Here is a 15,035-nt window from a genome sequence, read left to right on the forward strand (position 1 = left end):
CAGCGTGATTCGCTAGATCTTCTGCTGTCAGGGACTTTCACCCTCTACTCCTTGCCGGTTAGCCGGCGCACACTGTATGAATATACAGTATCTGCGATGCGGACCCAAGCCCCATTTCAGGACACTCCGGTCGCGCTGCCTTCCCTGGCGTCGACTGAAATCGCCAAGGTCTCCTTGATCTCCTCCATCACCACATAGCTCTTGGACTGCGCGGCGCCGGGCAGCTGTAGCAGGATGTCGCCCAGCAGGCGCCGGTATTCGCTGATTTCGCGGATGCGCGCCTTGATCAGGTAATCAAAATCGCCGGACACCAAGTGGCATTCGAGCACCTCGGGAATGCGCAGCACTTCGCGCCGGAACTGTTCGAACATGTTGCCCGATTTGTTGCCCAGCGAGATTTCCACAAACACCAACAGCGCGCTTCCCAGCAGAGCGGGATTCAAGCGCGCGTAGTAACCCATGATGACGCCATCGCGCTCGAGCCGTTTCACGCGCTCGATGCACGGCGTGATCGTCAATCCCACCGCCTCGGCGAGGTCCTTCATCGAAATCCGCCCGTCGGCCTGCAGCACCGCAAGAATCTTCCGATCCAGCCTGTCCAGCGCCCGTACCGGCGAACGGCTCATCCTCATGATTTTTTCCTGTTTTTCCGAGAATTTCGGTAACTATGACTAGCTTGAAGTCAATAGTATAGAAGCGAATCCTTCAATAGGCTGATCTGGCAGTCTGGAGCCCCCGAAATGCGCGTTCTTATCCTTGGTAGTGGCGTGATTGGCGTCACGAGTGCGTGGTATCTGGCGCGAGCCGGCCATGAAGTGATCGTGGTCGATCGCGAGAGCGGACCGGCGCTTGGCACCAGCTTTGCCAACGCGGGACAGATCTCGCCCGGATACGCTTCGCCGTGGGCTGCGCCGGGGGTTCCGCTGAAAGCCATCAAGTGGATGTTCCAGGAACACGCACCGCTGTCGATCAAGCCGGACGGCACGCTGTTCCAGTTGCAATGGATGTGGCAAATGCTGCAGAACTGCACCGCCGAGCGCTATGCGATCAACAAGGAGCGCATGGTGCGTTTGGCCGAATACAGCCGCGACTGCATTCGTGCACTTCGCGCGGAAACAGGCATTTCCTACGAAGGTCGCCAGCAAGGCACGCTCCAGGTGTTCCGTAGCGATGCGCAAATGGAAGCCGCGTCGCGCGACATTGCGGTGCTGAAGGAAGCGGGCGTGCCCTACGAATTGCTCTCGCGCGATGAACTCGGCGCGAGCGAACCGGCGCTTGCCGCCGCAGGCCAAAAGCTGGCTGGCGGGTTGCGCCTGCCTAACGACGAAACCGGTGACTGCCAGTTGTTTACCGAACGACTGGCAGTCATGGCAACGTCGCTGGGCGTGCAGTTCCACTACAACCGCTCGATCGACGGTCTGCTGACCGAAGGCGATGCGGTGACCGGTGCCATCGTGGCGGGCCAGCCGATGATGGCCGACGCGGTGGTGGTGGCGCTGGGCAGTTGGTCGACGCCTTTCGTCAGGCATGTGCTGCCGGGCTTGTCGAACCTGCCGGTATATCCGCTCAAAGGCTTCTCGATCACGGTGCCGCTTACCGACGCCGACAAAAGTCCCGTATCGACCGTGCTCGACGAAACCTACAAGGTGGCCATCACGCGCTTCGACGACCGCATCCGCGTGGGCGGCATGGCGCAGATCGTCGGCTTCGATCGCTCGCTGGACCCGAACAAGCGCCGCACGCTCGAGCACGTTGTGACCGATTTGTTTCCGGGCGCTGGCGACGTCAGCCGCGCGACGTTCTGGACCGGTTTGCGCCCGATGACGCCCGATGGCACGCCGGTGGTAGGCCCGGCCGGCATTCGCGGGCTATGGTTGAACACCGGCCACGGCACGCTGGGCTGGACCATGGCGTGCGGTTCCGGTCAGTTGCTGTCGGATCTGGTGTCCGGCACGCGTCCGGCGATTCGCGCCGACGATCTGTCGGTGGATCGGTATCGCAAACCGGCGCGCACGCATCATGTGCCGCGTCCCGTGCCCGCCTGACCTCAGCCGGCCGAAGCAAAAAGGGCGACCATTGCGGTCGCCCTTTTTGCTTCCCGATGCGGCGCCGCTTGATGCGGCGTCGATCGGCAACGAATCAGAACTGATCCGGGCTCAGCGCGGTCGTGGGCGCGCCGCCATCCACGATCGCCGCGCGCAACGAAGCCGACTGCGAAAGGATGTGTTGGGCGAAGAAATGCGCCGTCGCGATCTTGGCATCGTAAAACGACGGGTCGTCGGCGCGTTTGGCTTGCGCGACAAGCATCGCGCGGCCGAGTTGCCAGCCCGAGAACACAATGCCGCACAGCTTCAGGTATGGCACGCTGCCCGCAAACACGGCGTTGGGATCCGTCTTAGCGTTCTCGACCACAAACTTCACAACGGCTTCCAGCGCCTCGCGCCCCTGCCGGAGTTGCGCCTGCACGGCCGCGCATGCCGCATCGCCCTGCGCACCGAGCGCGGCTTCCGTCTCGGCAATTTGCGAGCAGATCGCTCGTGCAACGGCGCCGCCGTCGCGCACGGTCTTGCGGCCGACCAGATCGTTGGCCTGGATCGCCGTGGTGCCCTCGTAGATCGGCAAGATGCGCGCATCGCGATAATGCTGCGCCGCGCCGGTTTCCTCGATAAAGCCCATCCCGCCGTGGACCTGCACGCCCAGGCTCGTGACGTCGATCGACAGCTCGGTGCTCCAGCCCTTCACGACCGGCACGAGGAATTCGTACAGCGCCATGTTTTGCTTGCGCACTGCCTCGTCCGGATGCTGGTGCGCAACGTCGCTGGCAGCCGCCGCCACATAGGCGACGCTGCGCGCGCCTTCGATCAGCGCCCGCATCGTCATCAGCATGCGCTTGACGTCGGGATGATGGATGATCGTCACTGCCTCGCGCGCGGAGCCGTCCACCGGGCGGCTTTGCACACGTTCGCGCGCGAATGCCACGGCCTGCTGATAGGCGCGTTCCGATACCGCGATGCCCTGCATGCCGACCGAGAAGCGCGCCGAGTTCATCATGATGAACATGTACTCGAGCCCGCGATTCTCTTCACCCACCAGCGTGCCGATGGCGCCGCCGTGGTCGCCGAACTGCAGTACGGCGGTCGGGCTCGCCTTGATGCCGAGCTTGTGTTCGATCGACACGCAATGCGCGTCGTTGCGCTCGCCCAGCGATCCGTCCGCGTTGACCAGGAACTTCGGCACGATGAACAGCGAAATGCCCTTGACGCCCTCGGGCGCATTTGGCGTGCGCGCCAGCACCAGATGGACGATGTTCTTCGCCATGTCGTGCTCGCCGTACGTGATGAAGATCTTCGTGCCGAACAGCTTGTAGGTGCCATCGCCCTGCGGTTCCGCCCGCGTACGCACCGCGGCCAGATCCGATCCGGCTTGCGGCTCGGTCAGGTTCATCGTGCCCGTCCACTCGCCCGAAATCAGCTTCGGCAGGAACGCGGCCTTTTGTGCGTCGGACCCCGCGGTCAGCAGCGCCTCGATGGCGCCGTCGGTCAACAGCGGACACAACGCGAACGACAGGTTCGCCGAGTTCAGCATCTCGTTGCAGGGCGTGGCCACCAGCTTGGGCAGCCCCTGGCCGCCGAAGTCCGCCGGATGCAGCACACCTTGCCAGCCGCCTTCGCCAAACTGGCGGAACGCATCCTTGAAGCCCGGAGTGGTGGTCACCACGCCATCCTTCCAGCTGCTGGGATCGATGTCGCCAGCGCGGTTCAGCGGCGCCACCACTTGTTCGTTGAACTTGGCCGCCTCTTCCAGAACGGCCTGCGCGACATCGGCAGTGGCGTCCTCATAGCCAGGCAGTTGGCTGATCTGTTCGAGACCTGCCAGTTCGTTCATCGCGAACAGCATGTCCTTGAGCGGTGCACGGTAGGTCATCTTGTCTCCATCGTCTGTAAAAAAGCCGCTCGCGGGATTCACCCGGAACGGCTTTTATTCTTCTGCGCGGTTGGCCGGTCTATCCAGATGCGAACCGGCCATCGGATTGCCTTAGCCCAATGCGGCCACCAGTTCCGGCACCACGGTGTTCAGATCGCCAACCAGGCCGTAATCCGCCACCGAGAAGATCGGGGCTTCGGCGTCCTTGTTGATCGCCACGATCACCTTGGAATCCTTCATGCCGGCCAGATGCTGGATCGCGCCCGAGATACCGACGGCGATGTACAGCTGCGGCGCGACGATCTTGCCGGTCTGGCCAACCTGATAGTCGTTCGGCACGAAGCCGGCGTCCACTGCCGCGCGCGATGCGCCCAGCGCAGCGCCCAGCTTGTCAGCCAGCGGCGTCAGCACCTTGGTGTAGTTCTCGCCCGAACCCACGCCGCGGCCACCCGAGACGATGATCTTGGCGGCGGTCAGTTCCGGACGGTCGCTCTTGGTCAGCTCGCGCGACACAAATTGCGACAGACCCGCGTCGGCCACCGCCGGCAGCGTTTCCACGCTGGCCGAGCCACCCTCGGGCGCGGCCTGGTCGAACGCCGTGCCGCGCACGGTGATCACCTTGATCTTGTCGGCCGACTTGACCGTGGCGATCGCGTTGCCGGCGTAGATCGGACGCTCGAACGTGTCGGGCGAATCGACCTTGGTGATGTCCGACAGTTGCGCCACGTCCAGCTTGGCGGCCACGCGCGGCAGGATGTTCTTGCCCGAGGCCGTGGCCGGCGCAACGATATGCGAGTAGTCGCTGGCGATGGCCAGGATCTGCTCGGCGACGTTCTCGGCCAGACCGTCGGCAAAGTACGGCGCGTCGGCCAGCAGCACCTTCGCCACGCCTGCGATCTTCGCGGCGGCGTCGGCTGCGGCCTTGGCGTTCGAGCCGGCCACCAGCACGTGGACGTCGCCGCCGCATTGGGCGGCTGCCGTCACGGCGTTCAGCGTGGCGGCCTTGATCGATTGATTGTCGTGTTCAGCAATGACAAGTGCAGTCATGTTCTATCTCCCCGCGCTCAGATAACCTTGGCTTCAGACTTCAGCTTTTGCACCAGCGTGGCAACGTCCGGCACCATCACGCCGGCGCTGCGCTTGGCAGGCTCGACTACCTTGACGGTGGACAGGCGCGGCTTCACGTCGACACCGAGGTCTTCCGGCTTGACGGTTTCCAGCGGCTTCTTCTTGGCCTTCATGATGTTCGGCAGCGTCACGTAGCGCGGCTCGTTCAGGCGCAGGTCGGTGGTCACCACGGCCGGCAGCTTGACCGATACGGTTTCCAGACCGCCATCCACTTCGCGCGTGACCGACGCCTTGCCGTCGGCAACCACCACCTTCGAGGCGAAGGTGGCTTGCGGCAGCCCGGCCAGCGCGGCCACCATCTGGCCGGTCTGGTTCGAGTCGTCGTCGATGGCCTGCTTGCCCAGGATCACCAGGCTCGGCTGCTCCTTGTCGATCAACGCCTTGAGCAGCTTGGCCACGGCCAGCGGCTGCAGGTCTTCTGCGGATTCCACCAGGATGCCGCGGTCGGCGCCGATGGCCATCGCGGTACGCAGGGTTTCCTGGCATTGCGCCACCCCGCAGGACACCGCGATCACCTCGCTGACGACGCCCGCTTCTTTCAGGCGCACGGCCTCTTCCACGGCGATTTCGTCGAACGGGTTCATGCTCATCTTCACGTTGGCCAGGTCGACGCCTGTGCCATCCGATTTCACGCGGACCTTGACGTTGTAGTCCACCACCCGCTTGACTGCGACGAGTACTTTCATGCGCTCACTCCACTGATAGCTGATAGTCCAAAGTTTTGAATCGCTCGCCATTATAACCACCAGGGTGGCGGCGCTTTTGATTTTCGAACGATCGTACTATTTTATAGACAAAGAATTGCCGGGCATAGCCGGCAATCCAAAAAACCCGCCCCGATTGTGCCGCAGGATGCTCTGCGCGCACAGGGTTTGGATGAAAGCTTCGACAAATTACCAGGCGGTAATCACAGAATCCTTGAAAGTGGCCTGGACGTACTGCTTGATTTCAGCCGAATGGTAGGCCTTCACGAGCTTGGCGACCCACGGTTTGTTCTTGTCCGCCTCGCGGATGGCGATCAGGTTGGCGTACGGACCCTTCGGGCCTTCCATGGCGATCGCGTCACGCGTCGGCGACAGGCCGGCGGATTCAGCGTAGTTGCCGTTGATGGCGGCAGCGTCCAGATCGTCAAGCGAACGCGGCAATTGCGCCGCATCGAGTTCCACGATCTTGATCTTGCGCGGGTTTTCGACGATGTCGAGCGGCGTCGCCTTCAGGCCCGCATCGGGGCGCAGCTTGATGAGCCCCTTCGCTTGCAGCAGCAACAGGCCGCGGCCGCCATTGGTGGGATCGTTCGGCACGCCCACGCGGGCGCCTTGCTTGAGCTGGTCCAGCGACTTGATCTTCTTCGAATACACGCCCATCGGGAACGTCACCGTATAGGCCACGTGCGCGAACTTGTAGCCGCGGTCCTTGATCTGGGCCTCGAGGTACGGCAAATGCTGGTAGCTGTTGGCGTCGAGATCGCCGGCGGCCAGCGCGGCGTTCGGCTGGATGTAGTCGCTGAACTCCACCACCTGGATGTTCAGACCGTCCTTGGCCGCCACTTTCTTGACCTGCTCCATGATCTGCGCATGCGGGCCGCCCGTCACGCCCACCTTGATCGGCTTTTCCTGCGCGATGACGCCAGCCGACACCACCATACCCAGCGCGACGACGGCGCCCTTGATCACACTACGACGTTGCATTGCGATGTACCCCTGGTTCTTCTATTGATATTGATGGAATTGGTTTTTCTTCTGATCAGCGATGGCTGATACGGCGAACCAGCCAGTCGCCAAAACTCTGCACGGCCTGCACGAAGACGATCAGGATCACGACCACCGCCACCATGATCTCGGTGATGTAGCGCTGGTAGCCGTAGCGGATGCCGAGATCGCCGAGGCCGCCGCCACCGATCGCGCCCGCCATGGCCGAATAGCCAACCAGGCTCACGAACGTGATGGTCAGCCCCGCCACGATGCCGGGCATGGCTTCCGGCAGCAGCACCTTCCAGACGATCTGCCCCGTGGTGGCGCCCATCGACTGGGCGGCTTCCACCAAACCCTTGTCGACTTCGCGCAGCGCGGACTCGACCAGTCGCGCGATGAACGGAATCGCGGCAATCGTCAACGGCACAATGGCCGCCGTGGTGCCGATCGACGACCCCACGATAAAGCGCGTAAACGGAATCACCACCACCAGCAGGATGATGAACGGAATCGAGCGCACCGCGTTCACCACCACGCCGATGGAGCGGTTGAACAGCGGATGCGACAGCACGCCGCCGCGGTTGGTCAGGTGCAGCAGCACGCCCAGCGGCACACCGAGCAACGCCCCCACCACGCCCGAGATCGCCACCATCAGCAACGTCTCGGCGAACGACGACAGGAACAGGTCAAACATTTCAGACCACATGTTCGATCTCCTCCACCACTACGCCTTGTTGTTGCAGATATTCCATCGCGGCGCGCACGTCCGCCGGATCGCCGGTGGCCATGATTGCCAGCGAGCCAAACGCCTGGCCCTGGATTTCGTCGATATGGCCGTGCAGGATGTTGAAGTCCAGGCCATGCTGGCGGATCGCCTGCGCAAGCACCGGCTGATCGACGTTCTCGCCAGTGAACGCCAGTCGGTAGACGTGGTCGCGCCCGTTGCCGAGGCGGCTCTCGACGCGCTTGAGCACGCTGGCGGGCAATTCCTGGGCGATCACATCGCCAATCATCGCGCGCGTGACATCGTGCTGCGGACGCAGGAAGACGTCGATCACGCGGCCCGATTCCACCACCTGTCCGGCTTCGAGCACCGCCACGCGGTCGCATACCTGTTTGATGACTTCCATCTGGTGCGTGATCATGACGATCGTCAGCCCCAGTTCCTTGTTGATCTGCTTGAGCAGTTCGAGGATCGAGCGCGTGGTTTCGGGATCCAGCGCCGACGTGGCCTCGTCGGAGAGCAGCACTTTCGGCTTGCTGGCCAGCGCGCGGGCGATACCCACGCGCTGTTTCTGCCCACCGCTGATTTGCGCCGGATAACGGTCACGGAGGTTCGACAGACCCACCAGCGCCAGCAAGGGCTCGACGGTCGCCGCAATCTCCTGCCGCGACTTGCCGGCCAGCTCCAGCGGCAACGCCACGTTGTCGTAGACGGTGCGCGACGACAGCAGGTTGAAATGCTGGAAGATCATGCCGATTTCGCGGCGCGCTTCGCGCAGCGCGCCGTTACCGAGCGCAGTCAGATCCTGACCGTCGACGATCACGCGGCCGCCGGACGGACGGTTCAGCAGATTGATGGCGCGTACCAGCGTACTTTTGCCGGCGCCGCTTCGGCCGATAATGCCGAAAATCTCGCCAGCGGCGATGGATAGGCTGACATCGCGCAGCGCATGCACCTCCCCCGACCCGCCCGGGAAGCGCTGCGAGAGTCCTTGCAGTTCGATCATGGAACGAAAAAAGAAAACGGCAACAGCGCGGGGTCTCCTGCGTTGTTGCCGCACTTATTTTTATGAAGCCCGCATTTTATGCGATTCGCTTCATACCTCAAACGAGATTTTTTCGATGGCTTTATACGCCCCCGTCATAAAGACCACCAAAAAGAGCCGCGAAAAGCTCTTTTCAGGCGTCCATCAGCACCTTGAGATGGGCGAATACGCTGCGGGCCAGCGCGCTGAGGTTATAGCCGCCCTCGAGACAACTGACGATGCGGCCATGGGCGTGGACGCGTGCCACGTCCACCAGTTGCTGGGTGATCCACGTGTAATCCTGCTCTACCAAACCCATCTGGCCGAGATCGTCCTCGCGGTGCGCGTCGAAACCCGCCGAAATAAACAGCATTTCCGGCTTGAACTCGTTCAGGCGCGGCAGCCAGATCGTCTCCACCACTTCGCGCACCGCCAGGCCATTCGTATAAGCGGGAAGCGGGATATTCGACATATTGGTCGCGATATGTTCCGTGCCGCTATACGGATAGAACGGATGCTGAAAGAAGCTGCACATCATGACCTGGGGGTCATCGCGAAACGCCGCTTCCGTGCCGTTGCCATGGTGCACGTCGAAATCGATAATCGCCACGCGCTGCAGGCCGTGCGCCGCCAGCGCATGTCGGGCTGCAATGGCGACATTATTGAAAAAACAGAAACCCATCGCCCGGTCCGGTTCGGCATGGTGACCGGGCGGACGCACGCAGCAGAACGCATTCTCGATGTCGCCGGCCATTACGGCATCGGTCGCCGCCACAGCAGCGCCGGCGGCATGGGTCGCCGCGGTCAGCGTGTGTCGATTCATCGACGTATCGGGATCGATCGGAAAATATCCGGTCGACGGACTGTTGGCGGCCAGCCCCGCGACGTAGTCGGGCCGATGCACGCGCTCGATCTGGGCTTCGGTGGCGGCAGGCGCTTCGCGCCGGTCCAGCAGCCCATCGATTCCATGCGAAATCAGATGATCTTCGATGGCCTGCAGCCGTTCCGGGCATTCGGGATGGAAATGTCCCATCTCGTGCAACAGGAACGACGGATGCGTGTAATAGCCCGTTGGCATTTTTGATTGCGGGTCAAGTTTGTCTCCAGCCGTTACGTTAGCACAGGACATGCGCGCGCCCTCGGCCCCGAAACTTCGTAACCAACCGCGCGGATCGGGCGATGCATAAAACGCATCCGCTATACTCGGTGCGACTTGCAAAGGACAACATGACAGATCCACAGCGCCCCTTGCGCCGCCCATTGATGGGCGCCGCATTTACCGCTGCCGCACTGGGCCTCTGCGGCATTTCTCCAGGCCTCTTTGCCGCCGGCAAGCGCCGCGTGAGCGTGCGTGAAGAAGAGATCGACCCGGGTCGCTATCAGAATCATCCGCAAGCACGCGCATTCATCGACGACATGGTGGCGCGCAATGGATTTCAGCGCACCGAACTGGAATCGTATTTCGGGCAGGCTGCTTATAGCGCTACCGTGGCGCGGCTGATCATGCCACCCACCACGCCGGGCAAGAAAAGCTGGCGCGCCTACCGTTCCCGCTTTATCGAGCCGATCCGTATCAACGCCGGCGTCCGCTTCTGGCAACAGAATCGCGAAACGCTGCGCCGCGCGGAAGCCGAATTCGGCGTGCCCGCATCGGTCATCGTCGGCATTATCGGCGTGGAAACGATTTATGGCCGCGATATGGGTACGTTTCGCGTGATGGACTCACTTTCCACGCTCGCCTTCGATTACCCCGATACGCCGAATCGCGAAGCCCGCACCAAGCTGTTTCGCGATCAGTTGGCCGATTATCTGCTGTGGTGCCGCGACACCAAAACCGATGTGTTTTCGGTGCTTGGCTCTTATGCGGGCGCCATCGGCATTCCGCAGTTCATGCCGACCAGCCTGCGCGAGTATGCGATCGACTACGACGGCGACGGGCATATCGATTTGCGCAACAGCCCCGCCGACGCCATTGGCAGCGTCGGGCGCTTTTTGCAACTGCATGGATGGGAGCAGAATCGTCCCGTGGTCTGGCGCATTGCCGGCGACGCGGGCAGCCAGGGCGTCGCCGTGGCGGCAGCGGACGGCGAGCCGTGGCCCACGCGCACATTGAACCAGCTGACGCGTGCAGGACTGCGCGTGGACGAGCCGATCGATGTGCAGCGCGAAGGCGAAGCGGGGGTGTTGATTGTCGACCTGCCCACGCCGGATCAGCCCACCGAGTACATCATCGGCCTGCGCAACTTCTACGTGCTGACGCGCTACAACCGCAGCTTCTTCTACGCCTTGGCCGTCTATCAGCTTGGCGAGGCAGTAAAGGCCGCGATGAGCTGATCGATCCGTCAGTCCCGTAAACAAAGGCCCCGCGTCGACAACCCGCGGGGCCTTTGCTGCGGGACCGACGATCAGGCCGGAAACACTCCGGTCGACAGATAGCGATCGCCGCGGTCGCACACGACGAATACGATCGTGGCGTTCTCGACTTCTTCGGCAACCTTCAGCGCCACGCAGAGCGCGCCCGCCGCCGAGATCCCGCAGAAAATGCCTTCCTCGCGCGCCATCCGGCGCGCCATATGCTCGGCGTCGGCCTGCGTCACCGGCTCTTGCCGATCGACATACTTCGGGTCATAGATCTTTGGCAAGTACGCTTCCGGCCACTTCCGAATGCCCGGAATTCGCGAACCTTCCGCCGGCTGCGCGCCGACGATCTGGATGGCTGGATTCTTTTCCTTGAGGAAACGCGATACGCCAGTAATAGTGCCCGTCGTGCCCATCGCCGACACGAAGTGCGTGATGCGGCCTTCGGTATCGCGCCACAATTCCGGGCCAGTGGTCTCGTAATGCGACAGCGGGTTATCGGGGTTCGCGAACTGGTCGAGGATCACGCCCTTGCCCTCGCGCTCCATGGCGTCGGCCAGATCGCGCGCGTATTCCATGCCGCCCTTGACCGGGGTGAGGATGATCTCGGCGCCGTAAGCCGCCATGCTTTGGCGACGCTCCAGGCTGAGATCCTCGGGCATGATCAGCACCATGCGGTAGCCGCGAATTGCCGCCGCCATGGCCAACGCGATACCGGTATTGCCGGACGTGGCTTCGATCAGCGTGTCGCCAGGCTTGATACGCCCGCGCTCTTCCGCACGCCGGATCATCGACACCGCAGGGCGATCCTTGACCGAACCGGCAGGATTGTTCCCTTCGAGCTTGCCGAGGATGACATTGCCACGCGCTTCGATAGCAGCACCGGGAATGCGTTGCAGTCGTACCAGCGGCGTGTTGCCGATGGTGTCTTCAATCGTTTTGTAGGCCATGGTGCGGGGGTCAGTCGGTTTTTCGTGGGTCATTGTAATGCAGCAACCTTACCCGCATCGCGGACCGGGGCAATCGACCCGGCCCGCGTCACTCGCGAAACTCGCACGATCAGTGCGTGAGCCCCTGCTCTTCGGCGCGGCCCTTGCCCAGCAGGTGGTAGAGCAGGATCGCCCCGAACGTGGCGGTGCCGATACCGCCCAGCGTCATTCCGCCCAGCTTCAGCGTCAGGTCGCCCGCCGCCACCGTCAGCGTGGCCCCCACGGTGATCAGGTTGCGCGAACTCGAGAAATCGACGTGGTTCTGGACCCAGATACGGCCAGCCGTCGCCGAAATCAGGCCGAACACGACAATGGTCAGCCCACCAATCACCGGTCCCGGAATCGTGAGGATCAGCGCGCCAAACTTGGGTGAAAAGCCAAGCAGGATGGCCACCGCGGCAGCCACCACGAAGATCAGCGTCGAGTAAATCTTGGTGACGGCCATCACGCCCATGTTCTCGGCATAGGTGGTCACGCCCGTGCCACCACCCGAAGCCGACAGCATCGTCGCCACGCCATCGCCGATGAACGCGCGACCGATGTATGGATCGAGATTGCGTCCCGTCATTACGCCGATCGCCTTGATGTGCCCAAGGTTTTCCGCCACGAGCACGATCGCCACCGGCGCAATCAGCAGCATCGCATTGATCTGGAACACGGGCGCGGTGAACTCCGGCATGCCGAACCAGTTGGCTGCCGCCACGCCCGAAAAATCGATGGCCTTGCCCATGCCCATCATGTTGGTGGCCACGAAGTACGCGAGGTATCCTGCCAGCCCACCGAGCAGCACAGGCAGGCGCCCGAGCATACCGGGCGCGCGTACGGCAATGAGCCCCACTGCAAGCACCGTCAGCAGCCCGACCCACGTATCGAGCGGCGCACCGCTGACCGCCTTGACCGCCACGGGCGCCAGGTTCAGGCCGATGGCCGCGACGATCGCGCCTGTCACCACGGGAGGCATCAGCTTTTCGACCCACGCATAACCGACGGCCTGGACGATCAGACCAATCACCGTATAGAGCGCACCCGCGGCGATGATCCCACCGAGCGCCAGCGGGATGTTGGGATTCGGTCCGCTACCCCCGTAGCCGGTTGCGGCGATCACCACGGCAATGAAGGCGAAGCTCGATCCAAGGTAGCTCGGCACGCGACCGCGCACGCATAAGAAGAACAGTAATGTGCCGACGCCCGAGAACAGGATGGCGATATTCGGATGGAAACCCATCAGGATGGGCGCGATGGCCGTGGAGCCGAACATCGCCACCACGTGCTGGATGCCCGCCAGCAAGGTCTGCCCGGCAGGCAGCCGCTCGTCGGGGCCGATCACGCCCGAGGTCTTGAGCCGCCACGTCGGCAGGAAACCCCCGTCGTCAGTACTGCCCTGGCCATTCGCCATGTTTTTCTCTCCCTGTCAGCGGTACGTCTGTAGTTGGATAAGGCCGCTTGCGATGGTGGCGCAGCCACCTGCCGCAACGGCGTTGCGCATGATACCCCGCACCCAGTAGCGTGCAAATTGGCATGGCTGCGGTGTGCGATGTCAGCCAAGCACAACGCATACCAGCCATGCCAGTTGACGCGCGATGGCGCCGCTCCGTCAGCGAGCCGCTGCCGCCTTGGCCGCGGGCTTGGCCGCAGGCTTGGCATCCTTGCGCGCGGTCGTTGCCGCGGCACCGAAGGTCAGCCCTGCTTCCTGCAGATGGGCGACCGACTTCGGTCCCACTCCGGGCACGCGGTCCGACAGGTCGCCGGCGTCCTTGTAGGCGCCGTTTTTGTCGCGCTCTTCGAGAATGCGTTTGGCCGTAGCGGGCCCGATGCCCTTGACGGACATCAGCGCGGCTTCGTCGGCACTGTTGACGTCGACATCGGCATACGCCGGCTGGATGCCGGACAGGGCAAGCAGCAGCGCGAGCGCCATGCCCGCGCGTCGCCAGCCGCGCAGCAGCGCCGCGCCAACATGAGAGAGGGAAATAGCAGACGTCTTGTGCATCAGAAAACTCCTTTCCTTGATTGGGATGCCCGCCGCTTCGTGCAGCGGGGACCGTCAGGATAGAAGTCCGAATCGACGTCAGAAATGGCCGGACACACAAGTTCACATCACCCGCGCGGATATGTGTCCGACCGACTTATCGGCGTTGCATTTCCCGCGGTTCAGCGAAGACTGCGCAAAGCCGTCGTGGTGCGCGCGCGACAGTCACGCCATCAAGCGCGTTCCAGCAGCCACTGGCAATAACGGCTCACGCCTTCCTGCACGGTGAGGAAAGGCGCGTCATAGCCGGCCGCGCGCAGTCGCGAGACATCGGATTGCGTGAAGCACTGGTACTTGCCACGCAGCGCGTCGGGAAACTTCACGTATTCGACCAGGCCTTCCTGGACCATATCGTCCAGCGAAAGCTGCGGCTTGCCCTCGGCCTCGCGCAGTGCATTCACCACCGACACGGCGATGTCGTTGAACGGCTGCGAGCGTCCCGTACCAAGATTGAAGATGCCGGATTTTTCCGGATGATCGAGGAAGTACAGGTTGACCTTGACGACGTCTTCCACCGAGACGAAATCGCGGCTTTGCGTACCCGGCGCATAGCCGTTGTATTCGCCAAACAGCTTCACCGACCCTTCGGCGCGGAACTGGTTGAAGTGGTGGAACGCCACGGACGCCATGCGCCCCTTGTGGAATTCCCGCGGGCCATAAACGTTGAAGTAGCGGAAACCAACGATCTGCGACAGCGCGGACGGCAAGCGTCGACGCACCACCTGATCGAACAGGAATTTCGAGTATCCGTAGACATTGAGCGGCTTCTCGAACTCGCGATCCTCGCGAAACAGCGTGGACGCGCCGTAGGTGGCCGCCGACGACGCGTAGAGAAACTGCGTGCCCTGTTCCAGGCACGCTTCCATCAACGCCAGCGTGTAACGGTAGTTGTTTTCCATCATGTAGCGGCCGTCCGTCTCCATGGTGTCGGAGCAGGCGCCTTCGTGGAATACCGCGCGCACGTTGCCGAAATCGCCGCGCTTGAAGCGCTCGATGAACTGGGTCTTGTCCAGATAGTCGGCAATCTCGCAATCCACGAGGTTGTTGAATTTCTCGGCGCGCGTCAGGTTGTCGACGGCCACGATGTGGGTCTCGCCGCGCTCGTTGAGCCCCTTGACGAGGTTGCTGCCGACAAAGCCGGCAGCGCCGGTCACGATGATGGTCATGGCGG

14 protein-coding genes are annotated in these 15,035 nt (G+C 62.7%); 2 read left to right on the top strand and 12 right to left on the bottom strand.

The window, feature by feature from the left end:
• Positions 1–116: 116 nt before the first annotated feature.
• Positions 117–632: an Lrp/AsnC ligand binding domain-containing protein gene (locus tag AC1RKI_RS00005; RefSeq protein ID WP_492794308.1), complete on the bottom strand. Its 516-nt coding sequence runs from the start codon at positions 630–632 to the stop codon at positions 117–119.
• Positions 633–740: 108 nt separating this feature from the next.
• Between AC1RKI_RS00005 and AC1RKI_RS00010 the strand changes: the two genes are divergently transcribed.
• Positions 741–2,045: a D-amino acid dehydrogenase gene (locus AC1RKI_RS00010; protein WP_492794306.1), complete on the top strand. Its 1,305-nt coding sequence runs from the start codon at positions 741–743 to the stop codon at positions 2,043–2,045.
• A gap of 94 nt (positions 2,046–2,139) precedes the next feature.
• Here AC1RKI_RS00010 and AC1RKI_RS00015 read toward each other — a convergent pair whose 3' ends face one another.
• The 7 genes from AC1RKI_RS00015 to AC1RKI_RS00045 form a co-directional block, all read right to left on the bottom strand.
• Positions 2,140–3,924, bottom strand: a complete 1,785-nt coding sequence (locus AC1RKI_RS00015; protein ID WP_492794304.1) for an acyl-CoA dehydrogenase — start codon at positions 3,922–3,924, stop codon at positions 2,140–2,142.
• Positions 3,925–4,035: 111 nt separating this feature from the next.
• The gene (locus AC1RKI_RS00020) at positions 4,036–4,971 is read right to left on the bottom strand and encodes an electron transfer flavoprotein subunit alpha/FixB family protein (RefSeq protein ID WP_061957597.1); all 936 of its coding nucleotides are present in this window, start codon (positions 4,969–4,971) and stop codon (positions 4,036–4,038) included.
• A 17-nt stretch (positions 4,972–4,988) separates the two neighbouring features.
• Positions 4,989–5,738 (bottom strand): electron transfer flavoprotein subunit beta/FixA family protein, encoded by a 750-nt coding sequence (locus AC1RKI_RS00025; protein ID WP_061957596.1) that lies wholly within the window; start codon positions 5,736–5,738, stop codon positions 4,989–4,991.
• A 207-nt stretch (positions 5,739–5,945) separates the two neighbouring features.
• Positions 5,946–6,740, bottom strand: a complete 795-nt coding sequence (locus tag AC1RKI_RS00030; RefSeq protein ID WP_227459902.1) for a MetQ/NlpA family ABC transporter substrate-binding protein — start codon at positions 6,738–6,740, stop codon at positions 5,946–5,948.
• A 55-nt stretch (positions 6,741–6,795) separates the two neighbouring features.
• A complete protein-coding gene (locus AC1RKI_RS00035) occupies positions 6,796–7,449 on the bottom strand; it encodes a methionine ABC transporter permease (RefSeq protein WP_061957594.1) in 654 nt (217 codons plus the stop codon).
• On the bottom strand, positions 7,439–8,473 hold the full coding sequence (locus AC1RKI_RS00040) for a methionine ABC transporter ATP-binding protein (RefSeq protein WP_061957593.1): 1,035 nt from the start codon (positions 8,471–8,473) through the stop codon (positions 7,439–7,441). The genes AC1RKI_RS00035 and AC1RKI_RS00040 overlap by 11 nt, the downstream gene beginning before the upstream one ends.
• Positions 8,474–8,645: 172 nt before the next feature.
• On the bottom strand, positions 8,646–9,569 hold the full coding sequence (locus tag AC1RKI_RS00045; RefSeq protein ID WP_492794301.1) for a histone deacetylase family protein: 924 nt from the start codon (positions 9,567–9,569) through the stop codon (positions 8,646–8,648).
• Between the two features lie 149 nt (positions 9,570–9,718).
• Between AC1RKI_RS00045 and mltB the strand changes: the two genes are divergently transcribed.
• On the top strand, positions 9,719–10,825 hold the full coding sequence (mltB, locus tag AC1RKI_RS00050; protein WP_341249223.1) for a lytic murein transglycosylase B: 1,107 nt from the start codon (positions 9,719–9,721) through the stop codon (positions 10,823–10,825).
• Between the two features lie 71 nt (positions 10,826–10,896).
• Here mltB and cysM read toward each other — a convergent pair whose 3' ends face one another.
• From cysM to rfaD, 4 genes are all read right to left on the bottom strand, one after another.
• On the bottom strand, positions 10,897–11,799 hold the full coding sequence (cysM, locus tag AC1RKI_RS00055; RefSeq protein WP_061957591.1) for a cysteine synthase CysM: 903 nt from the start codon (positions 11,797–11,799) through the stop codon (positions 10,897–10,899).
• A gap of 109 nt (positions 11,800–11,908) precedes the next feature.
• Complete coding sequence (locus AC1RKI_RS00060) at positions 11,909–13,234, bottom strand: solute carrier family 23 protein (RefSeq protein WP_061957590.1); 1,326 nt, start codon at positions 13,232–13,234, stop codon at positions 11,909–11,911.
• A 198-nt stretch (positions 13,235–13,432) separates the two neighbouring features.
• Entirely contained in the window at positions 13,433–13,825 is a 393-nt protein-coding gene (locus AC1RKI_RS00065) for a ComEA family DNA-binding protein (RefSeq protein ID WP_061957589.1), read from the bottom strand.
• A 212-nt stretch (positions 13,826–14,037) separates the two neighbouring features.
• Positions 14,038–15,030, bottom strand: coding sequence for an ADP-glyceromanno-heptose 6-epimerase (rfaD, locus tag AC1RKI_RS00070; RefSeq protein WP_061957588.1), 993 nt, complete (start codon positions 15,028–15,030; stop codon positions 14,038–14,040).
• Positions 15,031–15,035: the final 5 nt, after the last annotated feature.

The organism is Cupriavidus sp. GW822-FHT06G04 (assembly GCF_058799075.1).

Coding starts and splice junctions, on each gene's coding strand:
- AC1RKI_RS00005 (WP_492794308.1), bottom strand. CDS start 632: ATGAGGATGAGCCGTTCGCCGGTACGGGCGCTGGACAGGCTGGATCGG.
- AC1RKI_RS00010 (WP_492794306.1), top strand. CDS start 741: ATGCGCGTTCTTATCCTTGGTAGTGGCGTGATTGGCGTCACGAGTGCG.
- AC1RKI_RS00015 (WP_492794304.1), bottom strand. CDS start 3,924: ATGACCTACCGTGCACCGCTCAAGGACATGCTGTTCGCGATGAACGAA.
- AC1RKI_RS00020 (WP_061957597.1), bottom strand. CDS start 4,971: ATGACTGCACTTGTCATTGCTGAACACGACAATCAATCGATCAAGGCC.
- AC1RKI_RS00025 (WP_061957596.1), bottom strand. CDS start 5,738: ATGAAAGTACTCGTCGCAGTCAAGCGGGTGGTGGACTACAACGTCAAG.
- AC1RKI_RS00030 (WP_227459902.1), bottom strand. CDS start 6,740: ATGCAACGTCGTAGTGTGATCAAGGGCGCCGTCGTCGCGCTGGGTATG.
- AC1RKI_RS00035 (WP_061957594.1), bottom strand. CDS start 7,449: ATGTGGTCTGAAATGTTTGACCTGTTCCTGTCGTCGTTCGCCGAGACG.
- AC1RKI_RS00040 (WP_061957593.1), bottom strand. CDS start 8,473: ATGATCGAACTGCAAGGACTCTCGCAGCGCTTCCCGGGCGGGTCGGGG.
- AC1RKI_RS00045 (WP_492794301.1), bottom strand. CDS start 9,569: ATGCCAACGGGCTATTACACGCATCCGTCGTTCCTGTTGCACGAGATG.
- mltB (WP_341249223.1), top strand. CDS start 9,719: ATGACAGATCCACAGCGCCCCTTGCGCCGCCCATTGATGGGCGCCGCA.
- cysM (WP_061957591.1), bottom strand. CDS start 11,799: ATGGCCTACAAAACGATTGAAGACACCATCGGCAACACGCCGCTGGTA.
- AC1RKI_RS00060 (WP_061957590.1), bottom strand. CDS start 13,234: ATGGCGAATGGCCAGGGCAGTACTGACGACGGGGGTTTCCTGCCGACG.
- AC1RKI_RS00065 (WP_061957589.1), bottom strand. CDS start 13,825: ATGCACAAGACGTCTGCTATTTCCCTCTCTCATGTTGGCGCGGCGCTG.
- rfaD (WP_061957588.1), bottom strand. CDS start 15,030: ATGACCATCATCGTGACCGGCGCTGCCGGCTTTGTCGGCAGCAACCTC.